Annotated in this window: 22 protein-coding genes; 13 read left to right on the forward strand and 9 right to left on the reverse strand. The window is 61.9% G+C overall.

Annotation, left to right across the window (positions count from 1 at the left end; translation table 11 throughout):
* Window positions 1–228: 228 nt before the first annotated feature.
* Window positions 229–1,359, forward strand: coding sequence for an FAD-binding oxidoreductase (locus K3758_RS16690; RefSeq protein WP_259946638.1), 1,131 nt, complete (start codon window positions 229–231; stop codon window positions 1,357–1,359).
* Here the strand turns inward: K3758_RS16690 and rlmN are convergent.
* Both rlmN and K3758_RS16700 read right to left on the reverse strand, forming a co-directional pair.
* A complete protein-coding gene (gene rlmN / locus K3758_RS16695) occupies window positions 1,356–2,537 on the reverse strand; it encodes a 23S rRNA (adenine(2503)-C(2))-methyltransferase RlmN (RefSeq protein ID WP_259946640.1) in 1,182 nt (393 codons plus the stop codon). The two genes, K3758_RS16690 and rlmN, sit on opposite strands and share 4 nt — an antisense overlap.
* A gap of 90 nt (window positions 2,538–2,627) precedes the next feature.
* Window positions 2,628–3,128, reverse strand: a complete 501-nt coding sequence (locus tag K3758_RS16700) for a MarR family winged helix-turn-helix transcriptional regulator (protein ID WP_120352082.1) — start codon at window positions 3,126–3,128, stop codon at window positions 2,628–2,630.
* Window positions 3,129–3,362: 234 nt separating this feature from the next.
* On the opposite strand from K3758_RS16700, the gene ectA reads away from it, so the two are divergent.
* The 4 genes from ectA to K3758_RS16720 are packed head-to-tail and all read left to right on the forward strand — an operon-like array spanning window position 3,363 to window position 7,082.
* The gene (gene ectA / locus K3758_RS16705; protein ID WP_259946644.1) at window positions 3,363–3,896 is read left to right on the forward strand and encodes a diaminobutyrate acetyltransferase; all 534 of its coding nucleotides are present in this window, start codon (window positions 3,363–3,365) and stop codon (window positions 3,894–3,896) included.
* Between the two features lie 53 nt (window positions 3,897–3,949).
* Window positions 3,950–5,242 (forward strand): diaminobutyrate--2-oxoglutarate transaminase, encoded by a 1,293-nt coding sequence (gene ectB / locus K3758_RS16710; protein ID WP_259946646.1) that lies wholly within the window; start codon window positions 3,950–3,952, stop codon window positions 5,240–5,242.
* 5 nt (window positions 5,243–5,247) lie between these two features.
* Window positions 5,248–5,640 carry an ectoine synthase gene (locus K3758_RS16715; protein WP_067261585.1) on the forward strand — a complete coding sequence of 131 codons (393 nt, stop codon included), beginning with the start codon at window positions 5,248–5,250 and terminating at the stop codon, window positions 5,638–5,640.
* 5 nt (window positions 5,641–5,645) lie between these two features.
* Window positions 5,646–7,082 carry an aspartate kinase gene (locus K3758_RS16720; protein ID WP_259946649.1) on the forward strand — a complete coding sequence of 479 codons (1,437 nt, stop codon included), beginning with the start codon at window positions 5,646–5,648 and terminating at the stop codon, window positions 7,080–7,082.
* Between the two features lie 347 nt (window positions 7,083–7,429).
* Here the strand turns inward: K3758_RS16720 and K3758_RS16725 are convergent, their stop codons facing one another.
* Window positions 7,430–7,954, reverse strand: coding sequence for an invasion associated locus B family protein (locus K3758_RS16725; RefSeq protein ID WP_082849572.1), 525 nt, complete (start codon window positions 7,952–7,954; stop codon window positions 7,430–7,432).
* 186 nt (window positions 7,955–8,140) lie between these two features.
* On the opposite strand from K3758_RS16725, the gene K3758_RS16730 reads away from it, so the two are divergent.
* Window positions 8,141–9,121, forward strand: coding sequence for an asparaginase (locus K3758_RS16730; RefSeq protein WP_259946651.1), 981 nt, complete (start codon window positions 8,141–8,143; stop codon window positions 9,119–9,121).
* Window positions 9,122–9,175: 54 nt separating this feature from the next.
* Here K3758_RS16730 and serB read toward each other — a convergent pair whose 3' ends face one another.
* On the reverse strand, window positions 9,176–10,051 hold the full coding sequence (serB, locus tag K3758_RS16735; protein WP_259946652.1) for a phosphoserine phosphatase SerB: 876 nt from the start codon (window positions 10,049–10,051) through the stop codon (window positions 9,176–9,178).
* 154 nt (window positions 10,052–10,205) lie between these two features.
* On the opposite strand from serB, the gene K3758_RS16740 reads away from it, so the two are divergent.
* From K3758_RS16740 to K3758_RS16750, 3 genes are all read left to right on the forward strand, one after another.
* On the forward strand, window positions 10,206–11,369 hold the full coding sequence (locus tag K3758_RS16740; RefSeq protein ID WP_259946653.1) for a phosphoserine transaminase: 1,164 nt from the start codon (window positions 10,206–10,208) through the stop codon (window positions 11,367–11,369).
* Window positions 11,370–11,436: 67 nt separating this feature from the next.
* Window positions 11,437–13,032 carry a phosphoglycerate dehydrogenase gene (gene serA / locus K3758_RS16745; protein WP_259946655.1) on the forward strand — a complete coding sequence of 532 codons (1,596 nt, stop codon included), beginning with the start codon at window positions 11,437–11,439 and terminating at the stop codon, window positions 13,030–13,032.
* A gap of 132 nt (window positions 13,033–13,164) precedes the next feature.
* Window positions 13,165–13,893 (forward strand): metallophosphoesterase family protein, encoded by a 729-nt coding sequence (locus K3758_RS16750; protein WP_259946657.1) that lies wholly within the window; start codon window positions 13,165–13,167, stop codon window positions 13,891–13,893.
* A gap of 5 nt (window positions 13,894–13,898) precedes the next feature.
* Here K3758_RS16750 and tdh read toward each other — a convergent pair whose 3' ends face one another.
* From tdh to K3758_RS16765, 3 genes are all read right to left on the reverse strand, one after another.
* Complete coding sequence (gene tdh, locus K3758_RS16755; protein WP_259946659.1) at window positions 13,899–14,939, reverse strand: L-threonine 3-dehydrogenase; 1,041 nt, start codon at window positions 14,937–14,939, stop codon at window positions 13,899–13,901.
* Window positions 14,936–16,123 (reverse strand): glycine C-acetyltransferase, encoded by a 1,188-nt coding sequence (locus K3758_RS16760; protein ID WP_259946660.1) that lies wholly within the window; start codon window positions 16,121–16,123, stop codon window positions 14,936–14,938. The genes tdh and K3758_RS16760 overlap by 4 nt, the downstream gene beginning before the upstream one ends.
* Window positions 16,124–16,217: 94 nt before the next feature.
* Window positions 16,218–16,784, reverse strand: a complete 567-nt coding sequence (locus K3758_RS16765) for a helix-turn-helix domain-containing protein (protein ID WP_259946662.1) — start codon at window positions 16,782–16,784, stop codon at window positions 16,218–16,220.
* A 115-nt stretch (window positions 16,785–16,899) separates the two neighbouring features.
* On the opposite strand from K3758_RS16765, the gene K3758_RS16770 reads away from it, so the two are divergent.
* Complete coding sequence (locus tag K3758_RS16770; protein WP_259946664.1) at window positions 16,900–18,081, forward strand: acetyl-CoA C-acyltransferase family protein; 1,182 nt, start codon at window positions 16,900–16,902, stop codon at window positions 18,079–18,081.
* A gap of 28 nt (window positions 18,082–18,109) precedes the next feature.
* On the opposite strand, the gene ubiB is transcribed toward K3758_RS16770, so the two are convergent.
* Both ubiB and ubiE read right to left on the reverse strand, forming a co-directional pair.
* Complete coding sequence (ubiB, locus tag K3758_RS16775) at window positions 18,110–19,642, reverse strand: 2-polyprenylphenol 6-hydroxylase (RefSeq protein ID WP_259946666.1); 1,533 nt, start codon at window positions 19,640–19,642, stop codon at window positions 18,110–18,112.
* Window positions 19,642–20,394, reverse strand: coding sequence for a bifunctional demethylmenaquinone methyltransferase/2-methoxy-6-polyprenyl-1,4-benzoquinol methylase UbiE (ubiE, locus tag K3758_RS16780; RefSeq protein WP_259946668.1), 753 nt, complete (start codon window positions 20,392–20,394; stop codon window positions 19,642–19,644). The genes ubiB and ubiE overlap by 1 nt, the downstream gene beginning before the upstream one ends.
* A 100-nt stretch (window positions 20,395–20,494) precedes the next feature.
* On the opposite strand from ubiE, the gene mutM reads away from it, so the two are divergent.
* From mutM to rpsT, 3 genes are all read left to right on the forward strand, one after another.
* The gene (mutM, locus tag K3758_RS16785; RefSeq protein ID WP_259946670.1) at window positions 20,495–21,346 is read left to right on the forward strand and encodes a bifunctional DNA-formamidopyrimidine glycosylase/DNA-(apurinic or apyrimidinic site) lyase; all 852 of its coding nucleotides are present in this window, start codon (window positions 20,495–20,497) and stop codon (window positions 21,344–21,346) included.
* A 64-nt stretch (window positions 21,347–21,410) separates the two neighbouring features.
* Entirely contained in the window at window positions 21,411–22,187 is a 777-nt protein-coding gene (locus K3758_RS16790) for an enoyl-CoA hydratase (protein WP_259946672.1), read from the forward strand.
* 174 nt (window positions 22,188–22,361) lie between these two features.
* A complete protein-coding gene (gene rpsT, locus K3758_RS16795; RefSeq protein WP_067622964.1) occupies window positions 22,362–22,625 on the forward strand; it encodes a 30S ribosomal protein S20 in 264 nt (87 codons plus the stop codon).
* Window positions 22,626–23,145 lie beyond the last annotated feature (520 nt).

Below are 23,145 nucleotides of genomic sequence, written 5' to 3' on the forward strand. Positions count from 1 at the left end.
ACTCCTGTGGGGAAGGGCGTGTTCGGCCCTGCCGTGCGCCCCTTTGCGACAGATTGCGCCGGGCGGGGGCGTTCGGTCAACGGCTTTGGCGCAAAACAAGAAAACTTCATGCAATTGCAACAATATGGCGGATTTCACCGAGCGGCCTCGACAGCAGAAAGGGACCAGGGGATCGGCCCTTTTGCACGGCAGTCGGCGGTGCTAGCCTCTGCGCAGAGAGGGCAGATTATGGATATTTCTACGACCGGTTTCGATTGCATTGTCATTGGCGCGGGCATCGCGGGCGTTTCTGTCGCTGCTGAACTGTCCAGCGACCGCCGGGTGCTGCTGTTGGAACGAGAAAGCCAGCCGGGCTATCACACCACGGGCCGCTCTGCCGCCCTGTTTACCGTGACCTATGGGCCGGAGGCGATCCGCGCCCTTTCCCGCGCTTCTGCCGCTTTCTTTCACACCCCCGCCAGCCCCCATCTGGAGCATCCGCTGCTGGAGCCACGCAGCGCGGTGTTCATCGCGCGGCAGGACCAGCAGGCGGCACTGGCGCGCACCGCTGAGGAACTGGGGCCCCATGTCACCCCGCTAACCGGGGCCGAAATCGAGACACTCGTACCGCTGCTGCGCAAGGGCTATGCCAGCGCCGGGCTGCGCGATGCTTCGGCGGCCGATATCGACGTGAACGGGCTGCATCAGCATTACCTCAAGACCTTCCGCGCCGCGGGCGGTGTCTTGCAAACCAAGGCCGAGGTGCGGGCGCTTCGCAAAGAAGGGGGCTGGCAGGTCGACACGAACCAAGGCACCTTCCACGCGCCGGTCATCGTTAATGCCGCAGGGGCTTGGGCCGATGAGATCGCCACGCTGGCAGGGCTTGCGCCTGCGGGCCTCACCCCGAAACGCCGCACGGCGCTGACGGTGGCACCGCCCGATGGCATGGCACCGGACCGTTGGCCGATGGTGGTGGATATCGATGAGCAGTTCTACCTCAAGGCCGATGCGGGCAAGCTGCTGATTTCACCTGCGGACGCCACGCCCTCGCCCCCTTGTGACGCCCAGCCCGAGGAATTGGATATCGCGATCTGTATCGACCGGATCGAAACCGCATTCGACCTTCACCGCCCGCGCATCGAAAGCCGCTGGGCCGGGCTGCGCAGTTTCCTGCCCGACGGTGATCCGGTGGCGGGCTATGATCCCGAGGGAGAGGGGTTCTTCTGGCTGGCAGGCCAAGGTGGCTATGGCATCCAGACCGCCCCGGCGCTGGCGCGCCTTGCCGCCGCTTTGCTGCGGGGAGAAGATATCCCCGGCGACATTGCCGCCGAGGGGGTCACTGCAAAGGCGCTTGAACGCAGGCGGCCGGGGCTGGCTTAGCCGCCCATCCCGGCGTCAGCTTCGATCTGCTTGCGCGACTTGCGTGCCCGTTCGGTGGCCGATTTCAACTGACCACAAGCGGCCATGATGTCTTCGCCACGCGGCTTGCGGACGGGCGAGGCATAGCCCGCGTTATAGACGATATCGGCAAAGGCGCGGATGCGATTGTTGGACGACCGCTCATAGGGAGAACCGGGCCATTCGTTGAAGGGAATGAGGTTGATCTTGGCCGGGATGCCCTTAATCAACTCGACCAAACGATGCGCATCTTCGTCGCTGTCGTTCACGCCCTTCAGCATCACATATTCAAAGGTGATCCGCTCGGAGTTGCTGACCTTGGGATAGGCCTTGAGCGCTTCCAGCAGCGCTTCGATGTTCCAGCGCTTGTTGATCGGCACCAGCTTGTTGCGCACCTCGTCGGTGGTGGCGTGGAAGGACACGGCCAACTGGCAACCAATCTCGGCGGCGGTGCGGTGGATCTCGGGCACAACGCCGGAGGTCGAGAGCGTGATGCGGCGGCGCGAAAGCTGGATGCCCTCAGGGTCCATCGCGATCTTCATCGCGTCGCGCACGTTCTCAAAATTGTACAGCGGCTCACCCATGCCCATCAGCACGATATTGCTCAAAAGACGCGCCTCTTCGGTCCGAGTGCCAGTCTCGGGCCATTCATCCAGATCGTCGCGCGCCACCATAACCTGACCGATGATCTCAGCGGCGGTAAGATTACGCACCAGTTTCTGCGTGCCCGTGTGGCAGAAGGAACAGGTCAGCGTGCAGCCCACTTGGCTGGACACACAAAGCGTGCCGCGGCCCTCTTCAGGGATATAGACCACCTCAACTTCATGACCGCCTGCGATCCGCACCAGATACTTTCGCGTGCCGTCTTCGCTTTCCTGCCGGGTCACGACCTCAGGCACTTCGATCACAAATTTCTCTGCCAGTTCAGCGCGGTAGCCTTTGGCAAGGTTGGTCATGGAGTCGAAGTCACGCACACCCCACTGATAAATCCACTGCCAGATTTGCCCCACACGCATCTTCGCCTGTTTCTCAGGCGTGCCGTTTGCGATCAACACATCGCGCATGGCATCACGGGTCAGACCGACAAGGTTGATCGGCCCCTCAGGCAACTTGCGGGGAAGGGTCATCACGTCTTGGGTGATGGGCGCGGAAGCGGACATTTCAAAGACTCACAGGCTAGGGATGGGTCTCTATATAAGAAATGACGCGATTTGCAAAAGGGTTTGGCTGCCCGCGCTTTGAGGTCACTCTCAATAGGTCTTTTTGCTCATCCGCAATTCACCCGTCGCCAGAACCGGCGCGGCATCCAGACTGTCCACATTCAGCATCGCCGCCACACGCTCCAACGAAGACACCAACTGCGCCTGCTCCCAATCGGCGAGATCCGCAAAGGCGCGGACGTAGCGTTGCTGCAAGGCATCAGGGGCTTCTTCCAACACATCCTCACCTTGAGTGGTCAGGGTGATGTTCGTCTGCCGACGGTCCTGCGCCGAGGGCTGCCGCGACACCAAACTGCGCGCCACCAGCTTATCGACCAAGGCGGTGACGGTGGCTTGGCTGACACCCATCTGGTTGGCGAGGGTCTTGGCGGTCGGGTCCTTCTTCTCTCCCACGATCTGCAACACGCGGAGCTGCGCGGGAGTGACCCCCGCCGCCTGCGCCAAATCGCGCGCATAGAGTTCAGTGGCCCGCAAAATGCGGCGCAAAGCGATCAGACTTTCGTCGACCCGGTCAGGATGTTTCTGCGTCATGGTGCATCATTGCACATTGCCCGCATTCTCAGCAATCGCTCAAAACCCGCCTGATCGCTTAGTATAGCTAAGCGAAACCCACCAATTTCGTTTGGAAAACGAAACAAATATGCACAGCTCTATGGCGTTCAAACAACGCTATAAGCGTATTTTCAGGTAATTTGCTTTGAATGTTGAAGTATCACCGCGCATGCCTTACTTAGCTTATCGAAACAATAAGGGAGCCCCGACCGGATGCAGAATGAACTCGACATCAAAAAAGCCCGCACACCCAAGCTGCGTAAGCCCATTGCCGAGGACGGAGCCGCCATCTGGCGGTTGATTCGCGACTGCAAGCCGCTCGATGAAAACTCGCTTTACGCGAACCTGATCCAAGCCGACCACTTCCGCGACACCTGTGTCGTGGCTGAAATGGACGGCGATATCGTTGGCTGGATCTCCGGCCATATGATCCCTGCCCAAGACGCCTTCTTTGTCTGGCAGGTCGCCGTCAGCCCCAAGGCCCGCGGCCTTGGTCTGGGGAAAACCATGCTGATGGAACTGGTGAACCGCGATGAGACTGAGGACGCCAAGACCCTCAAGACCACGATCACCCGGGACAATGACGCCTCCTGGGGGCTGTTCCGCAGCTTTGCGACCCACGTCGGCGGCGACCTTTCGGATGCCCCACACTTTACCAAAGACGCGCATTTCGATGGCGCGCACGACACCGAACATATGGTGACGATCACGCTGCCCGAGACTGCCGCGCTCAAACGCGCCGCGTAAGCCGCAGCTGACAATTCACACGACAGACTCTCTTGAAGAGAAAGGATATTCCTATGCCTAAGGACATGGCACAGAACACGACCATCTTTACCCGCCGCGAGAGCGAAGCGCGCTCCTATTGCCGCGGCATGAACGCCGTTTTCACCCGCGCCAGCGGGTCGGAGATGTTTGACGGCGAAGGCAACCGCTACATCGACTTCCTCGCCGGTTGCTCCTCGCTGAACTACGGCCACAACGACCCTGACATGAAGGCCGCGCTCGTGGAGCACATCACCAATGACGGCATCGCCCATGGTCTCGACTTTCACAGCGACACCAAAGCGGCATTCCTGAACGCATATGAGGAAAACATCCTCAAGCCGCGCGGCATGGACTATAAGATCATGATGACCGGCCCAACCGGCACCAACGCCGTTGAAGCCGCGATCAAGCTGGCCCGTAAGGTGACGGGGCGCACGAACGTGATCTCCTTCACCAACGGCTTCCACGGCATGACCATGGGCGCGCTGGCGCTGACCGGCAACAAAGGCAAGCGCGGCGGCGCGGGCGGTGGCTCGTTGGCCGACGTGACGCATATGCCCTTCGAGGGATCGCTGGGCGAAAACGTCGACACGCTGGAAATGATCGACGCCATGCTGTCGAACCCCTCCTCGGGCATCGACGCGCCTGCGGCCTTCATCTTTGAGCCGATCCAAGGCGAAGGCGGTCTGAATGCGGCCTCCGACGCATGGATGCAGGGCATCGAGAAGATCGCCCGCAAGCATGGCGCACTGCTGATCATCGACGACATTCAGGCGGGCTGTGGCCGTTCGGGCAGCTTCTTCTCGTTTGAGGCGTCCGGCATCAAGCCCGACATGGTGACCCAAGCGAAATCGCTTTCCGGCTTTGGCCTGCCCTTTGCGGCCCTGCTGATCGCGCCTGAGCATGACATCTGGAAGCCAGCCGAGCACAACGGCACCTTCCGCGGCAACACCCACGCCTTTGTCACCGCCCGCGTCGCGATTGAGAAGTTCTGGTCCGACGACAAGTTCGAAAAGTCCCTGGCCGAGAAAGCCGTGCTGCTGACCACCGCGCTCAAGGATGTGGCCGATCTGGTCGACGGCGCCACGCTGAAAGGCCGCGGCCTGATGCAGGGCGTCGACGTCGGCTCGGGCGAACTGGCCGGTGCGATCTGCGCGCGTGCCTATGAATTGGGCCTTGTGATCGAAACATCGGGCGCGAACGACGAGATCGTAAAATATCTTGCCCCGCTCACCACGCCGGAGAAGGTTATGCGCGAAGGCTTTGATATCCTTCTTCAAGCGACCCGCGATGTGACGGGCAGCATGAAACTGGCAGCGGAGTAATACCGATGATTGTACGCGATTTTAACAAACTTCAGGGCACAGACCGTCACGTGGCGGATGCGAAATGGACCTCTACACGGATGCTTCTGGCCGATGACGGGATGGGGTTTTCCTTCCACATCACCGTGCTTGAGGCTGGGTCGGAGCACACGTTCCACTACAAGCATCACTTCGAGAGCGTCTATTGTATGAAGGGCAAAGGCTCGATCACCGATCTCGCCACCGGCGAGACGCATGAGATCACCCCCGGCGTGATGTACGCCCTGAACCTGAACGACAAACACACCCTGCGCGCAGAGGAAGAACTGCACATGGCGTGCTGCTTCAACCCGCCGGTCACCGGCAACGAAGTGCACCGCGAAGATGGTTCCTATGCGCCTGCCGAGGAGGTCGCTTAAGTTTTATGACTCAACCGTCCCACACTGTCGAAAAAATCGGCGGGACGTCCATGTCCCGCGTGAACCAACTCAAAGATACGCTCTTTGTCGGTGACCGTAAGGGCGCGGACATCTATGGGCGCGTCTTCGTGGTCTCCGCCTTTGGCGGGATCACGAACCTGTTGCTGGAGCATAAGAAATCCGGCGAGCCGGGCGTTTACGCCCATTTGGCCAATGCCAGCAACGATCACGGCTGGCACGAGGCGCTGACCCGCGTCTCGGCTGAGATGCAGCGCGTGCACCGCGAGGTGCTGGAGCATCCCGGCGACATCGAACAGGCCGACGCCTTTGTGTCCGAGCGCACCCATGGTGCCCGCAACTGCCTGATCGACCTGCAACGCCTTTGCGCCTATGGCCACTTCCGCCTGTCGGAACACATGTTGCAAATTCGCGAGTTGCTGTCCGGTCTGGGCGAGGCGCATTCCGCCTTCGTCACTACGATCCTGCTGCAGCGCGCTGGCGTGAACGCCCGTTTCGTCGACCTCTCGGGGTGGCGTGACGAGGGCAACGTGACCCTCGATGAGCGCATCGCGCAGGCGATGGAGGGCATCGACCCTCATACGGAAATGCCCATCGTGACAGGCTATGCGCAATGCGCCGAAGGTCTGATGCGCGAGTTCGACCGCGGCTATTCCGAGGTGACATTCTCCAAGCTTGCCGCCCTCACCGGCGCGCGCGAAGCGATCATTCACAAGGAATTCCACCTGTCGTCCTGCGACCCGAAACTGGTCGGCGAGCATGCCGTCAAGAAAATCGGCCGTACCAACTACGACGTGGCGGACCAGCTGTCGAACATGGGGATGGAGGCGATCCACCCCAAGGCAGCCAAGACCCTGCGCCAAGCCGACGTGCCGCTGCGCGTGACCAACGCCTTCGAGCCCGAAGATCCCGGCACGCTGATCGACGACCGTCAGGCCGAGGCGCCCGCGGTGGAGATCGTGACCGGTCTCGACATCGTTACGCTGGAGTTGTTCGAGCAGGACATGGTCGGCGTCAAAGGCTATGACACCGCGATCCTCGACGTACTGACGCGGCACAACGTGCGGATCGTCTCGAAGGTCTCGAACGCCAATACGATCACGCACTACCTTGATGCGTCGCTTAAGACGATGCGCCGGGTGGAAAAGGATCTGGCACAGATCTATCCCGCTGCAGAGATCACGACGAAAACGCTGTCGATGGCCTCGGTCATCGGGCGTGACCTGAACGGGCTGTCGGTGCTGCAGCGGGGCCTCGTGGCCATTGCCGAGGCCGGTCAGACGGCAATCGGCGCGAGCCAAGGGCCGCGCAACGTCGACGTGCAGTTCATCGTCGAGCGCGAGTCGCTGCAGCCGGTGATCAAAGCGCTGCACGGCGCGTTCATTGAAGAAGAGGCTGCGACACCGCTTTCGCGGGCGGCCTGACGCCGAAATAGCTGATGCACTATGAGCCGCGGCTTCCGAAAGGAGGCCGCGGCTTTTTCATTTGGGGCCATCGCCTGCCCGCGGGTCGGCGATCCAACATACTTTCGATACCACTTTATGGCTCAACCGTGATGTGCGTCCCGCGAAGTCACACCCAGCCTCACTAAATCGCTACCCGGTCGCACCAGAGGTGCGCCCATCAAGTTCTGGTACGCCACAGTCGTGACGGGCGGGCAGGCGATGGCCCGGCGCCAGCGGCTTGTCCCGGGCCAGGGTGGCAACCTAGACCCGCAAACGAAAACGGCCCCGCGATTGCGAGGCCGTTCCTAAAACCATTCTGGCGGTTATCAACCGCCGCAGCGCTTCGCCGCATCTTCGACCGCCGCGGTAAAGCCCAGCAGCGAGAATGTGTCCTTGGTCTGCGTCCCGCGCGAAGACCGCGCTGTCAGCGTCGCATCCGCGCCGCGCTTCATTGCCGCGATGATCTTAGCATCATCCGCCGTGGTTGCCGGCCAGGCCCACTCGCCTTCGGTGAACAGCTCGAACTCATTGCCGGAAATGTTCATATTGACCGTCGACCCCGAGGCAAAAGGATACCCGCCGGTGAAGGCGACCTGACCCTTGGCCTCAGCCGAGGGGCGGTAGAATACCATCAGCAATGTCTGACCCCGGTTCACCGCCACCACACGCCCATCGCGCGTGTTGACGACTTCCTTGGGCGTTGAAACGCCCCAGCATTCTGTCGGGTTATCTTCTACAAAGACGCTCCAGTCGGTCTTGGCAGCCACCCGGTTGGTGCTCTGCTCCTGCGCCACAGCGCCGCTTGCCACAAGGGCGAGCGCCCCAAGTGCAAGACCACATGTCTTCATCATTCCCATCTGTCCAGCCTCCAGCCGTCCTTGACCTCAACACGTCCACAGACCCCGTCCGGGCAACCTTGGGCGGGTTGCTCTCTTGCGGGCGTCTGTTATCTGTTCGACACCAACCACAATAACGGCAAACGCGCGACCGACGAAACCCTGATTGGCAGGATTTCGCCCAGAAACAGGATGAACCTCATGACCAAAGCAGCCCCATTTGCGGAAATCTGGCGCGGACCCTTTCTGGAAAGCGTTCATTCCGGTCACGCCGTGATCTGCGATGCGAGCGGCCAGATCGTCGAAGCATGGGGCGACCCGGAAAAGGTGATCCTGCCGCGTTCGTCCTCCAAGATGATCCAGGCGCTGCCGCTGATCAATTCCGGCGCGGCCGACAAAGCGGGACTGAGCACCGAACAGCTGGCCCTCGCCTGTGCCTCGCACCAAGGTGCCGCCATCCACACCGACCGGGTGGGCGTATGGCTCGACACGCTGGGGCTGAGTGACGACGACTTCCGCTGCGGCGCGCAAGAACCCAACGACCGCGACGCGATGGAGGGGCTGATCCGCGCCCATGAGAAACCCTGCCAGATCCACAACAACTGCTCAGGCAAACACGCGGGATTCCTCACGCTGAACAAGCACCTCGGCGGAGGGGGGGATTACGAAAAGCCCGATCACGCGGTGCAAAAAGCCTGCCTTGAAGCGTTTGAAACGGTCACCCAAGAAACCTCGCCCGGCTATGGGATCGACGGCTGTTCGGCCCCCAACCCGGCCTGCACCCTGCACGGCATGGCCCGCGCGATGGCCCATTTCGCCGCCGCCCCCGAAGGCTCTGCCGAGGCGCGCCTGCACAAAGCCATGCGCCTGCACCCCGAACTGGTCGCCGGCGAAGGCCGCGCCTGCACCGAATTGATGCGGGCGATGGACGGTAAGGTCGCGCTGAAAACCGGGGCCGAAGGCTTCTTCATCGCGATCTGGCCCGAGCGCAAGTTGGGCATCGCGCTCAAAGCCGCCTGCGGCACCACTCGCGCCGCCGAATGCGCGATCACCGCGCTGCTGGTCAAATTGGGGGCGCTGGACGCCAATCACCCGGCGGCGATCAAGCGGATGAACACGCCGATCACGAACTGGCGTGGGCTAGAAACCGGGATGCTGAAACCAGCGGCGGCGCTGCTGTAAGACTATCGCACTGCCGCTTTGCTCAGACGAAGCGGCAGTGCCATGCGGGCAGCCTCAGCCTGCGAATTCGCTGCGCGTATAGCCCTGAACGAACAGCAGCGCGGTCAAATCGCCAAAATTGATGCGGATGTCACATTCCGCCGCGACAGAGGGTTTGGCATGCAGCGCCACGCCCATGCCAGCCCGCCCCAACATGCCCAGATCATTGGCCCCGTCGCCCACGGCAATGACCTGATCCTCAGTAATCCCCAGCTTCGCGGTGATCTCTTCCAGCGCGGCGACTTTGGCCTCGCGGCCCAAGATCGGCAGGCCCACATCGCCGGTCAGCGCGGCCCCATCGACCAGCAGCGTATTGGCACGGTTTTCGTCAAAACCCAGCATCTCGGCAACCTTGGCCGTGAAAGCCGTAAACCCGCCCGAGACCAGTGCAGCATAGCCACCGTTGGTCTTCATCGTGCCCACCAGCGCCCCGCCGCCGGGCATCAGGGTGATCCGCTCAGCCAAGACCTTGTCGATGACAGCGGCTTCCAGCCCTTTCAGCAGGCCGACACGTTCGCGCAGCGCGCCGTCGAAATCCAACTCACCGTTCATGGCGCGGGCGGTAATTTCTTTCACATGCGCGCCAACGCCCGCCTCCTCGGCCAATTCGTCGATACATTCCTGCTGGATCATCGTGCTGTCCATATCGGCCAGAAGCATCTTCTTGCGGCGGCCTTTGCTGGGCACGATCACCAGATCGACGCCCATGGACTGGCAGCTTTCCCAAACATCCCAACGGTTTTCCGGCATCTGGGTCAGGGGAAACTCCGCCGCCTCATCCGGGGCCAGCCAAAGCGCGTCGCCCCCGCCCCAAGCGTTGCGCAGGCTTTCGACCAGCGCCGCATCGAGGGAGGGTTTGGAGGGGGAGGTCAACAAGATTGCCGTGAACATAAGTTTCCGATCCGCATCATTCGCGCCGCGCAAAGCGACATGACCGGCGTCCTAGCGCCATTTTGCGACTTGCGCCAGCCCGGCCTCCCCGCGTATCTCGGCAAGTGGGACACCCTTCCCCAACGAAGGGCGATTATCTGAGAGGGTAGCATAAATGGCTATTGAACAACCGGCATCGCGCCCGGAAGCGAAACCCGTTGCCGTACCGGCAAACCCACGTTTCTCCTCCGGCCCCTGCGCCAAAATCCCCACATTCGATCTGACCAAGCTGGCGGGTGCACCGCTGGGCCGCAGTCACCGTGCCGCACCCGGCAAGGCCAAGCTGCTGGAAGCGATCGAGACCACCCGCGAGGTGCTCGGCGTGCCTGCGGATTACCGCATCGGCATCGTGCCCGCCTCCGACACCGGCGCATTTGAGATGGCCATGTGGTCGCTCTTGGGCGAACGCCCTGCTGAGATGGTGGCATGGGAATCCTTCGGCGCAGGCTGGGTCACCGATGTGGTCAAGCAGCTAAAAATCGAAGCGCAGGTTCACACCGCCGAATACGGCGAGATCATCGACATGGCCGCGCTGAACTATGACAACGACGTCTGCTTCACATGGAACGGCACCACCTCCGGCGTGCGGATGGCGAACGGCGACGCGATCCCCGCGGACCGCGCGGGTCTGACGCTTTGCGATGCCACCTCGGCGGCCTTCGCGATGGACCTGCCCTGGGACAAGCTGGATGTGACGACCTTCTCTTGGCAGAAGGTGCTGGGCGGCGAAGCGGCCCATGGCATGTTGATCCTCAGCCCTCGCGCGGTTGAACGGCTTGAGAATTACACCCCCGCATGGCCCCTGCCGAAAATCTTCCGCCTGACCAAAGGCGGCAAGCTGAACGAAGGCATCTTTAAGGGCGAGACGATCAACACGCCCTCCATGCTCTGCGTCGAAGATTACCTGCTGGCGCTGGACTGGGCGAAATCCGTAGGCGGCCTCAAGGGGCTGATCGCGCGGGCCGATGCCAATACGGCGGCCATCGCCGAATTCGTCGAGGCGCATGACTGGATCGACTTCCTCGCCACCGATCCGGCGACACGGTCCAACACCTCGGTCTGCCTGAAGTTCACCGATGACCGCATTCAGGACGGTGCAGCCTTTGCCAAAGCCGTGGCGAAACGGCTTGCGGACGAGGGTGCGGCGCTTGACGTTGGCGCCTACCGCGATGCCCCTCCGGGCCTGCGCATCTGGTGCGGCGGCACGGTTGAAACGGCTGATATCGAAGCGATGCTGCCGTGGCTCGAATGGGCCTTTGAAGCCGAAATCAACGCCTAAAGCATTCCGGCAGGCGCGTGATCCCACGCGCCGCCCCTGCCCCCTATTTTTGAAAAGGACCACAAACATGGCTCCCAAAGTACTCATCTCCGACAGCCTCAGCGAAGCCGCCGTTCAGATCTTTCGCGACCGTGGCATCGACGTTGATTTCCAGCCCGATCTGGGCAAGGACAAAGACAAACTGGCCGAGGTTATCGGCAACTATGACGGCCTCGCGATCCGCTCCGCCACCAAGGTGACGGAAAAGATCCTCGCCAATGCGCCGAACCTCAAAGTGGTCGGCCGCGCGGGCATCGGCACCGACAATATCGACAAGGAAGCCGCGTCGAAACAGGGTGTGATCGTGATGAACACGCCCTTCGGCAACATGATCACCACTGCCGAACATGCCATCGCGATGATGTTCGCCGTGGCACGTCAAATCCCCGAAGCGTCGGCCTCTACCCACGCGGGCAAATGGGAAAAGTCGAAGTTCATGGGCGTCGAGCTCACCGGCAAGACGCTGGGCGTCATCGGCGCGGGCAACATTGGTGGCATCGTTTGCGACCGCGCGCGGGGCCTCAAGATGAAAGTCGTGGCCTATGACCCCTTCTTGGGCGAAGAAAAGGCCGAGAAGATGGGTGTCGAAAAGGTCGAGTTGGACGAACTGCTGACTCGCGCCGATTTCATCACCCTCCATGTTCCCTTCACCGAGCAGACGGCGAATATCCTCAGCCGCGAGAACCTTGAAAAGACCAAGCCCGGCGTGCGCATTATCAACTGCGCCCGCGGCGGTCTGGTTGACGAAGAAGCACTCGCCGACCTGCTAAAATCCGGCCATGTAGCGGGCGCGGGTTTCGATGTCTTCGCCGAGGAACCAGCCAAGGAGAACCCGCTGTTCAACCTGCCCAACGTAGTCTGCACGCCGCACCTTGGTGCCGCCACCACCGAAGCGCAGGAAAACGTGGCGCTTCAAGTGGCCGAGCAGATGTCGGACTACCTGCTGACCGGTGCCGTGACCAACGCGCTGAACATGCCATCGGTCACCGCCGAAGAAGCCAAGGTCATGGGCCCATGGGTCAAACTGGCCGGACACCTCGGCGCCTTCATCGGTCAGATGACCGACGAGCCGATCAAAGCGATCAACATCCTCTATGACGGCTCCGTCGGCCAGATGAACCTCAAGGCGCTGAATTGTGGCGTCGTGGCGGGCATCATGAAACGCGCCAACCCGGACGTGAACATGGTTTCCGCCCCCGTGGTTGCCCGCGAAAAAGGCATCCAGATCAGCACCACCAACCAAGACAAATCCGGCGTCTTCGACGGCTATGTCAAAGTGACCGTGGTGACCGAAAAGCGCGAGCGCTCCATCGCGGGCACCGTGTTCTCGGACGGCAAGCCGCGCTTTATCCAGATCAAAGGCATCACCATCGACGCCGAGATCGGGGAGCACATGCTCTACACAACCAACGAAGACGTGCCGGGCATCATCGGCACCTTGGGCCAGACCATGGGCGAAAACGGCGTGAACATCGCCAACTTCACCTTGGGCCGCCACACCGCCAAGGGCGAGGCGATTGCCCTGCTCTATGTTGACGATCAGGTGCCAGAAACTGTGATCGGCAAGCTACGCGACACCGGCATGTTCAGGCAGATCAAGCCGCTGCAATTCGACGTGGCCTGAGACCGCCCCCTGCACAATCTTAAAGCGCCCCCTCGCGGGGCGCTTTTGCTTTCGGGCGCATCCTTTGACTGAGCCTTTCCTTCGCGGTGGCTTTGCGGCATCACGAGGGGGTGCAGAAGGATAGGAACGAATATGCCCAGCCCCATCTACGCCATCGGAGACATCCACGGTTACGCCGCCGAGCTTGAGCGCGTGTTAACCTTGATCGAAGAAGACGGCGGGCCTGACGCGCGCATCGTCTTCCTTGGCGATTACACCGACCGCGGCCCCGACAGCAAAGCGGTGATCGAACGGCTGGCGCAGGGCAAGGCCGAGGGGCGCAACTGGACCTTTTTGATGGGCAATCATGACCGTATGTTCAGCTGGTTCATGGAGGATTTCCCGCGTCATGATCCGCTCTTGCTCGTTGAACTTAACTGGCTGAACCCGCGTTTGGGCGGGGATACGACGCTCGGTTCCTACGGGGTTTCGGTCAGCGGGCGCGACCGGATGTCAGAGGTGCACGAGAAAGCCCGCGAGGCGGTGCCGCAGGCGCATGTGGACTTCCTGAAAACCCTCGCCCTGTCGCATCAGACACCCGACCTGTTCTTTGCCCATGCGGGCATCCGCCCCGAAGTGCCGCTGGACGCGCAGCGCGAGGATGATCTGCTGTGGATCCGCAAGGAGTTTCACGAATACACCGCGCCGCATCCCAAGCTGATCGTCCACGGCCACACGCCGGTGGACAGCGCCATGCATTACGGCAACCGGGTGAACCTCGACACCGGCGCGGGCTACGGCAAACCGCTTTGTGCAGCGGTGTTCGAGGGGGATGAGGTCTGGGTGCTGACCCAGCAGGGGCGCAACCGTCTGCGCCCCTGAGTGGCTTAGGTCCAGTCGAGCACGACCTTGCCCGACTGGCCAGATTTCATCGCAGCAAAGCCCTGCTCGAAATCATCGACCCCGAAGCGATGGGTGATAATGGCAGAGACATCGAGCCCGTTCTCCAACATGGCGATCATCTTGTACCACGTCTCGAAAATCTCGCGGCCATAGACGCCTTTGATGGTGATCGCCTTGAACACGATACGGCTCCAATCCACCGGCGATTTGCCCGGCGGGATGCCCAGCATGGCGATGCGCCCGCCCATGGTCATGGCCTCAACCATCTGATCCAGCGCCTGCTGGTTGCCCGACATCTCAAGGCCCACGTCAAAGCCCTGTTTCATCTTCAGCCGGGGGATCACATCAGCCAAATCCTCTTCGGCCACGTTCACTGTCACCACATCGGCGACCTTTTCTGCCAGCGCCAGCCTGTCGGAGTTCACATCCGTGATCACCACATGCCGCGCGCCGACATGCCGCGCCACCGCCGCTGCCATGATGCCGATGGGCCCCGCGCCTGTGATGAGCACATCCTCACCCACCAGATCGAAACTCAGCGCGGTATGCACCGCATTGCCCAGAGGGTCGAGGATCGCGCCGATGTCGTCGGAAATCTCGTCCGGCAGCGGCACGACATTAAAGGCGGGCAGCTTGAGATATTGCGCAAAGGCCCCCTGTTCGTTCACCCCGATACCGCGTGTCGCGGGATCAAGGTGGAACTTCCCCGCACGGCTTTGGCGTGACTGTTTGCCGATCAGATGCCCCTCGCCCGAACAGCGCTGCCCGATCTCAAGCCCTTCAACGTTGCGGCCCAACTCGACGATCTCGCCCGCGAATTCATGGCCCGTAATCAGCCCCACCGGCACCGTCCCGGCGGCCCAATCGTCCCAGTTCCAGATGTGGATGTCGGTGCCGCAGATGCCGGTTTTGTTGATCTTGATCAGCACGTCCTCGGGGCCGATCTCGGGCACTGGCGCATGGGTCATCCACAGCCCCTCGCGGGGGTGCAGCTTGGCCAGCGCTTTCATTTCATTCGTGGTCATTCGATCACCCCACAGGCTTTGCCCGCGACTTCGAATGCCTTCAACGCGCGGTCGAGTTGCTCGCGAGTCAGGGCCGCGTTCATCTGCGTGCGGATGCGCGCCTGACCACGCGGCACCACCGGGAAGAAGAAGCCGGAAACATAGACACCCTCCTCGAATAGCCGTGCGGCCATGTCCTGCGCCAACTGCGCCTCGCCCAGCATGACGGGCACGATGGGGTGCTCACCGGGCAGCAGGTCAAAGCCCAACTTCTCCAGCCCCGCACGCCAGTATTCCGTATTCTCAAAGAGGCGTGCGCGCAGATCATCGCCGTCTTCCACCAGTTCCAGCGCCCGAATGCCGGCGCGCACGATCGACGACGGCAATGAGTTGGAAAACAAATAGGGCCGCGCGCGCTGACGCAGCAGGTCGATCACCGGCTGCGGCCCTGCGATATAGCCCCCAATCGCCCCGCCAAGCGCCTTGCCCAAGGTGCCAGTCACGATGTCGACCTTGACCCCGTGATGCGCGGGCGTGCCTGCACCCTTTGGCCCCATAAAGCCGGTGGAGTGGCAGTCATCCACCATCACCAGCGCCTCATATTTCTCGGCCAGTGCCACGATCTCGGGCAGGTTCGCCAGATAGCCGTCCATGGAGAAGACCCCGTCCGTGGCGATCATGATGAACCGCGCGCCGTCCTCGCGGGCCTGCTTCAGCTTGGCTTCCAGATCCGCCATGTCGCTGTTGGCATAGCGGTAGCGCTTCGCCTTGCACAGACGAATGCCGTCGATGATCGAGGCATGGTTCAGCGCGTCTGAAATCACCGCGTCCTCCGGCCCCAAAAGCGGCTCGAACAGCCCGCCGTTGGCGTCGAAACAGGCGGCGAAGAGGATCGAATCGTCATGCCCGAGAAAGCCCGCCAGCTTCTGCTCCAGCTCGCGGTGGATGTCCTGCGTGCCGCAGATAAAGCGGACCGAGGCCATGCCGAATCCTTTCTCGTCCATCGCCTCTTTGGCGGTGGCGATCAACTCGGGATGATCGGCGAGGCCGAGATAGTTGTTGGCGCAGAGGTTGATGACCTCCCGCTCGGCCACCGCGATCTCACCGCCCTGCGGGGTGGTGATGAGCCGCTCGCGCTTCATCATGCCCTCGGCGTCGATCTCGGCTAGGGTGTCCGTGACATGGGATAGAAATGCTTGGGTCATGAGGCTCTCCTTTTCAGGGAGCGTCTACCATAACGGAGGCCGTTCCGAAATAGAGGATTTCCTAAATGGCGGATTTATTCCGATATACCGGAGATCAAGCGTCTTGCACCACTAGAAAAGCACGTACCGGCCCAGCGGTCGCGCGTATCGCATGGGGCACGTCGGCGGCATAGCGGGCCGTGTCTCCGGCCTGCAACTGCTCTGTCCCCCCGCCGCTGGTCACTTCGACCGCCCCCTCGAAAACGCTCAGATGCTCGCGCGCGCCGCGGGTATGCGGCGCACTGTCGAGCATGCCACCCTCGGCAATGAGCAGTTCGTACACCTCGTGATGCCCGGCTTCTTCGGGCGGGGACAGGATGCGGATCCGGCAGCCTGACCCAAGGTTGCTGATCGTCGGCACGGCGGCGCTGCGCAGCACTTCGATCTGGGCCTCTGTCGGCGCACCATCCAAAAGCCCGGCGAAATCCACCTGCAAAGCGCGCGTGAGGTTCCACAGTGTGGCGATTGTCGGGCTCGATTCGCCGCGCTCGATCTGGCTCACCATGGAGCGCGACACGCCCGAAAGCTTGGCCACCGCATCAAGCGATAGCCCCTGCCCCTGTCGCGCCGCTTTCAAGCGGGCGGGCAGCTGTGTCAGGATCTTGTCTGTGTTGTCCGTCATGACGGATATGTCGCGCGCAGCCCCGCCCCTGTCAAGCCGCGCTTTGACGGGACGTTTCCACTGACTTTGCCCCGCCCCCGGCCCATAGTGCGGACAACGACCAAAGGAGAGTTTCATGTCAGACGATATCGTCATCCTGAGCGGTGCGCGCAGCGCCATCGGCACTTTCGGCGGCAGCCTTGCCGGCACCCCACCCACCAAGCTGGGCAGCACCGTCGCGGCAGCGGCGATGGAGCGTGCGGGCGTCAGCCCCGACCAGATCGGCCATGTGATGTTTGGCACCGTCATCAACACCGAACCGCGCGACATGTACCTCAGCCGCGTCGCCGCGCGCGAGGCGGGCGTGCCGGATGAAGTGCCCGCGATGAACGTGAACCGCCTGTGCGGCTCAGGCGTGCAGGCGCTGGTCTCGGCGACCCAAAGCCTGATGCTGGGCGATGCGGATTTCGCCCTTGCTGGCGGGGCCGAGAGCATGTCGCGCGCGCCTTACATTCTGCCTGATGCCCGCTGGGGTCAGAAGATGGGCGATGTCCGCAGCCTCGACATGCTTTTGGGCACGCTGAACTGCCCCTTCGGCACCGGCCACATGGGGGTCACAGCCGAGAATGTCGCGGATGAACATACCATCACCCGCGAGGAGATGGACGCCTTTGCCCTGCAAAGCCAAGAACGCGCAGCGGCGGCCATCGCGGCGGGGCACTTCAAGGATCAGATCGTGCCGGTCGACGTAAAGGTCAAGCGCGACATGGTGCCCTTTGACACCGATGAACACCCCAAGGCCACCACGGCCGAGGCACTGGCCGGGCTGCGTCCGGTGTTCCAGAAAGATGGACGCGTCACAGCGGGCAACGCCAGCGGCATCAATGACGGTGCGGCAGCACTGGTGCTGGCCCGCGCCGGGGCAGCCGAGGCCGCCGGGCTGACGCCCCGTGCGCGAATCCTTGGCTACGCCCATGCCGGTGTGCGCCCCGAAGTCATGGGCATCGGCCCGGTTCCCGCCGTCCGCCGCCTGCTGGAGCGCACCGGCCTGAAGGCCGATGATTTCGATGTGATCGAAAGCAACGAGGCCTTCGCCAGCCAAGCGCTGGCGGTGAGCAAGGAGTTGGGATTCGACCCGGCAAAAGTGAACCCCAACGGCGGGGCCATCGCCCTTGGCCACCCGGTCGGCGCGACCGGGGCGATCATCACCGTGAAAGCGCTTTATGAGTTGGAGCGGATTGGCGGCAAGCGCGCGTTGATCACCATGTGCATCGGCGGCGGGCAAGGCATCGCCATGGCCATCGAACGTATCGCCTGAATGCGGGGGGCCTCCGCGGCCCCCTGCCCTAAAGCAGCGCGCCGATCAGGGCGATTGTGGTGGCCCCGGCAATGCCGGACATCACCGCAGTCGCCGCGATGTAGCGCCAGAACCGCGGGCGGCGCTCTGGCTGCTCCTCGGCCTGACGGTTCAGCGCCTGTTCGACCAGCCCCGGCAAACGCGGGCCAAAGCGGGCCATGACCATCGCCGTGTCGCGCAGATCAGAAACGATCGCACGCGGACCGAGCGACTTGGTGATGTAATCGGTCACAATCGGGCTCGCGACTTCCCAGATGTTGATATGCGGGTTGAGCGAGCGGGCCACGCCCTCGACCACGACCATCGTGCGTTGCAACAAGATCAGCTCGGTCCGGGTTTCCATGCCGAAACGCTCGGTCACCTCGAACAGATAGGTCAGCAGCCGCGCCATGGAGATGCGGGTGGCATCCATGCCGAAAATCGGCTCGCCCACCGCGCGCAGGGCGCGGGCGAATTCATCGACATCCTTGTCGGCAGGCACGTAACCCGCCTCAAAATGCACCTTGGCCACGCGCTGGTAATCGCGGCGGATGAAACCATAGAGAATTTCGGCATAGACCCGGCGGGTGTAGCTGTCGATATGGCCCATGATGCCGAAGTCATAGGCGATGATATCGCCGTTGGCCGCGACCTTAAGGTTACCTTGGTGCATGTCGGCGTGGAAATAACCATCGCGCAGGGCATGCTGAAGGAAGAGTTGAAGAACCCGCTCCGACAGCGCCACGCGGTCGTGCCCGGCGGCATCGAGTGCGGCGTTGTCGCCCAGCGGCAGACCATCGGCCCAGCCCAGCGTCATCACGCGGCGGCCCGAATAATTCCATTTGATCTCAGGCAGTTGAAATCCGCTGTCATCTTTGGTGTTGGCGGCAAACTCCGACGCGGCAGAGCTTTCCAGCCGCAGGTCCAACTCCCCCCGCACAACGCCGTCGAAATGCTCGATCACCTCCATCGGGCGCAATCGGCGCGATCCGGGAGAGAAGATTTCGGCCATGCGGGCGGCAAGATAGAAAGCGTCGATGTCCTTGCGGAAGGCTTTTTCGATGCCGGGGCGCAGGACTTTGACGGCGACCTCTTCGCCGCTCTCGGCCAGCCGCGCGTGATGCACCTGCGCGATAGAGGCCGCAGCGACGGGTTCGCTGAACTCAGAGAAAATCGCGCTGACCGGCTCACCCAACTCCTGCTCGACCGCCCTGTAGGCCAGCGCCGTGTCAAAAGGCGGCAGCTTGTCTTGCAAGACACGCAGTTGCACAGCCAGATCATCCCCAACCACGTCGGGCCGGGTCGAGAGTACCTGACCGAATTTGATGTAGGCCGGGCCAAGCGCGGTCAGCGCGCGGGTGGCGGGCGGCATGGTCGGGTCGCCTTTGTAGCCAAGCCATTTGAACGGCAGGCCAAGCGCGCGGGCCACGAAACGCAGCGCCGGGGAAGCATCGAAAGCATCCAGCACCACATTCATCGCGCCCGCGCGTTCCAGCGTCGCGCCGGTGCGGATCAGCCGCCAAATGTTGTGAGGTCCGCGCATCAGAGTTTCCAGCCCGAATGCAGCGCCGCGATGCCCATGCTCAGGTTGCGATACTTGGCCTGACCGAAACCAGCCGTGCGTACCATCGACAGAAACGTTTCTTGATCAGGGAAATTGCGGATCGATTCGACCAGATACTGATAGCTGTCACGGTCGCCCGCGATGGCCTGCCCCATGCGCGGGATCACGTTGAAACTGTAGAGGTCATAGGCTTTTTGCATCGCCGGGTTGGGCAGCTGGCTGAACTCCAACACCATCAGACGGCCACCGGGGCGCAGCACGCGGTACGCTTCGTTCAGCGCCTCTTGGGGGCGGGTCACGTTCCGGATGCCAAAGCTGATTGTGTAGACATCAAAGGTGTTGTCGGGAAACGGCAGCGCCATCGCGTCGCCCACCACCCAATCAAGGCTGCCGGTCAGGCTGTCGGCCTCGGCGCGTTTGCGGCCTTCGACCAACATCGGCTCGGTCAGGTCGAGCACCGTGGCATGACCGTGGCCCGCGCGGCCCAGAAATTTGAATGACACATCGCCGGTGCCGCCCGCCACATCCAGCAACCTCTGACCGGGGCGCGGGGCGAGCCAATCCATCATCGCTTCTTTCCAGACGCGGTGGATCCCCATACTCATCACATCGTTCATGATGTCGTATTTGCTGGCGACGGAGTTGAACACACCCTGCACGCGCCCGGCCTTTTCATGTTCGGGCACAGTCTCGAAACCGAAATGGGTTGTTTTGTCAGCGTCCTGGGTCATCTGCTCTTGCGATCCTCTGGTTCTGTCCCTTGTTATAGGGTGCCGTAAGCTGGGGACAATGCGTGCCTTTTGTCACAGGCAAGCCAAAGGGGAAACCGAGATGCCGGAACTGCCAGAGGTCGAAACCGTCCGCCGGGGGCTGGCTCCCGCGATGGAGGGACAAGTGATCGCCCGGGCCGAGGTCAACCGCCCCGATCTGCGCTGGCCCTTCCCCGAACGGATGGCAGAGCGGCTGACCGGGCAGCGAGTCGGTCTGCTGCGACGACGGTCGAAATACATCCTCGCCGATCTGGCGAGTGGGGAAACGCTGTTGGTGCATCTGGGAATGTCCGGGCGGATGCTCGTCTCGGGTGACCCGCTAGGACAGTTTCAGCACAACCACCCCGCCCCGGAGAAACATGACCACGTCGTGTTGCATATGGGTAACGGTGCGCGGATCACCTTTAACGACCCGCGCCGTTTTGGCGCGATGGATCTGTTGCCCACGGCGGGGGCCGAAACGCATAAACTGCTGGCCTCGCTCGGGCCGGAACCCTTAGGCAATGACTTTCACGAAGCGCATCTGGTGGCCGCGCTGAAAGGGCGCAACACACCGATCAAATCCGCCTTGCTGGATCAGCGGATCGTGGCGGGTTTGGGAAATATCTACGTCTGCGAAGCACTTTACCGGGCGGGCATTCACCCGGCGCGCAAGGCCGGGCGCATCTCGACCACGCGGATCGCCGGGCTGGTGCCGATCATCCGCGAGGTGTTGGCCGACGCCATCACGGCGGGGGGATCCTCGCTCAAGGACTTCCGGCAGGCGGACGGCGAATTGGGCTATTTCCAGCACAGCTTTGATGTCTACGGACGTGAGGGGCAACCCTGCCGCCGACCGGGCTGCGACGGCGCCATCGGGCGCATCGTACAAAGCGGGCGGTCTTCCTTCTATTGTCCGCGCTGTCAAAGATAACTTGAAACATGGGGGTGCCGTGGTATGCACATTCCCCTGAGCGCAACAACAAAGAGCATTCTTGATGGCTTACGAAACGATCACCGTGGACGTGGACAACCATGTGGCCCTGATCACCCTCAACCGCCCGGATGCGCTGAACGCGCTCAACGACGCGTTGCTGGGTGAGTTGGCCAAAGCGCTGAAAGGCGCACAGGAAAACGACAAGGTGCGCTGCATCGTCATCACCGGCTCGGAAAAGGCATTCGCCGCCGGGGCCGACATCGCGATGATGCGCGAGAAAAGCTTTGTCGACGTCTTCATGGGGGATCTCTTCACGCCCGAAACCGATCAAATTCTGCGCATCCGCAAGCCGATCATCGCAGCCGTCTCGGGCTATGCTTTGGGCGGTGGCTGCGAATTGGCGATGATGTGCGATTTCATCATCTGTTCGGAAAGCGCCAAGTTCGGCCAGCCAGAGATCAACCTTGGCGTTGTCGCAGGCATCGGCGGCACCCAGCGTCTGACGCGCCTTGTGGGCAAGTCCAAAGCGATGGACATGAACCTGACGGGCCGTTTCATGGATGCAGAAGAAGCCGAACGCTCGGGCCTTGTGTCGCGCGTTGTGCCGGTTAAAAAGCTGATGGAAGAAGCCATGGCCGCCGCTGGCAAGATCGCCGAGAAATCGATGATCTCGGCCACCGTGGTCAAGGAATGCGTGAACCGTGCCTATGAGGTGCCGCTGAGCGAAGGCCTGCTGTTTGAACGCCGCATGTTCCATTCGCTGTTCAACACCGAAGACCAGAAAGAAGGCATGTCGGCCTTCCTTGAAAAGCGCGAAGCGCAGTTCCGCGACAAGTAAGCGATTCTAGGGGCGCGGCTTGCATTGCCGCGCCTGCTGTCTTATAGGCAGCCCCAATACATGCGCGTGCAGCCCGCTCTGGCTAGAATCACCTGCCCTTTTAGGGCCCGGATTTCCGGTAGGGTTGGCGTCACGCATTGCTACGCAACAAAATGAACCCGAAGGCTGATACTCATGGCAAACACAACACAATCCGCAAAGCGCGCACGTCAAAACGAGAAACGTTTTGCGATCAACAAAGCCCGTCGTTCGCGCATCCGCACCTACCTGCGCAAAGTCGAAGAGGCGATCACCTCCGGTGATAAAGAAGCCGCAACCGCCGCTTTGAAAGCCGCCCAGCCCGAGCTGATGCGCGGCGTCACCAAAGGCGTTTTCCACAAAAACACCGCTTCGCGCAAAATGTCGCGTCTGGCCGCACGGGTCAAAGCACTGGGTTAATCCGGCTCCACAGCCAACCCTTTGAAAGACAAGAGGCGCCGCATTGCGGCGCCTTTTTTCGTGCGGGTGCAGCGAAAAAAACACGCCAGAGATTCTTTTCAGGCAATCTCTGAGTCAAGATGGAAGATATGTTGAAGCGGACCGGAAACACTTGCTACCAAAGGTCCAGCGATTCATTTCGCTTGGGGGGACAGGCCCTGAACAAGGTGTCAGCCGACTGGCAGAATGCCAAGTTCAGGGGGGTGCAAGTGACCGTTTAAAAGCGGCCCCGCGCACCGTCGTGAATGCTGCTGCCAGCACGTTTACCCTGTCGATGAGAACACGAACGGTTCGTTCAGCGCCTTCTGCGCCGGTTTACGGCGCATCAGGCTTATGGGCTTGCCATTCTTTAAAAGTCCGAAGGACACAGGTCGGTCATCCGCGTGGGACCGGGTGGATGACCTGTTGCCGGGTGAAACAATATTGAGGGCCGGGATCCACTCGGCCTCTGTGCGAAAAGCAAAGCGGGACGTAAGGCACG

Origin of the sequence: Sulfitobacter sp. W002 (genome assembly GCF_025142135.1) — a bacterium.
GTDB classification, from domain to species: domain Bacteria; phylum Pseudomonadota; class Alphaproteobacteria; order Rhodobacterales; family Rhodobacteraceae; genus Sulfitobacter; species Sulfitobacter profundi.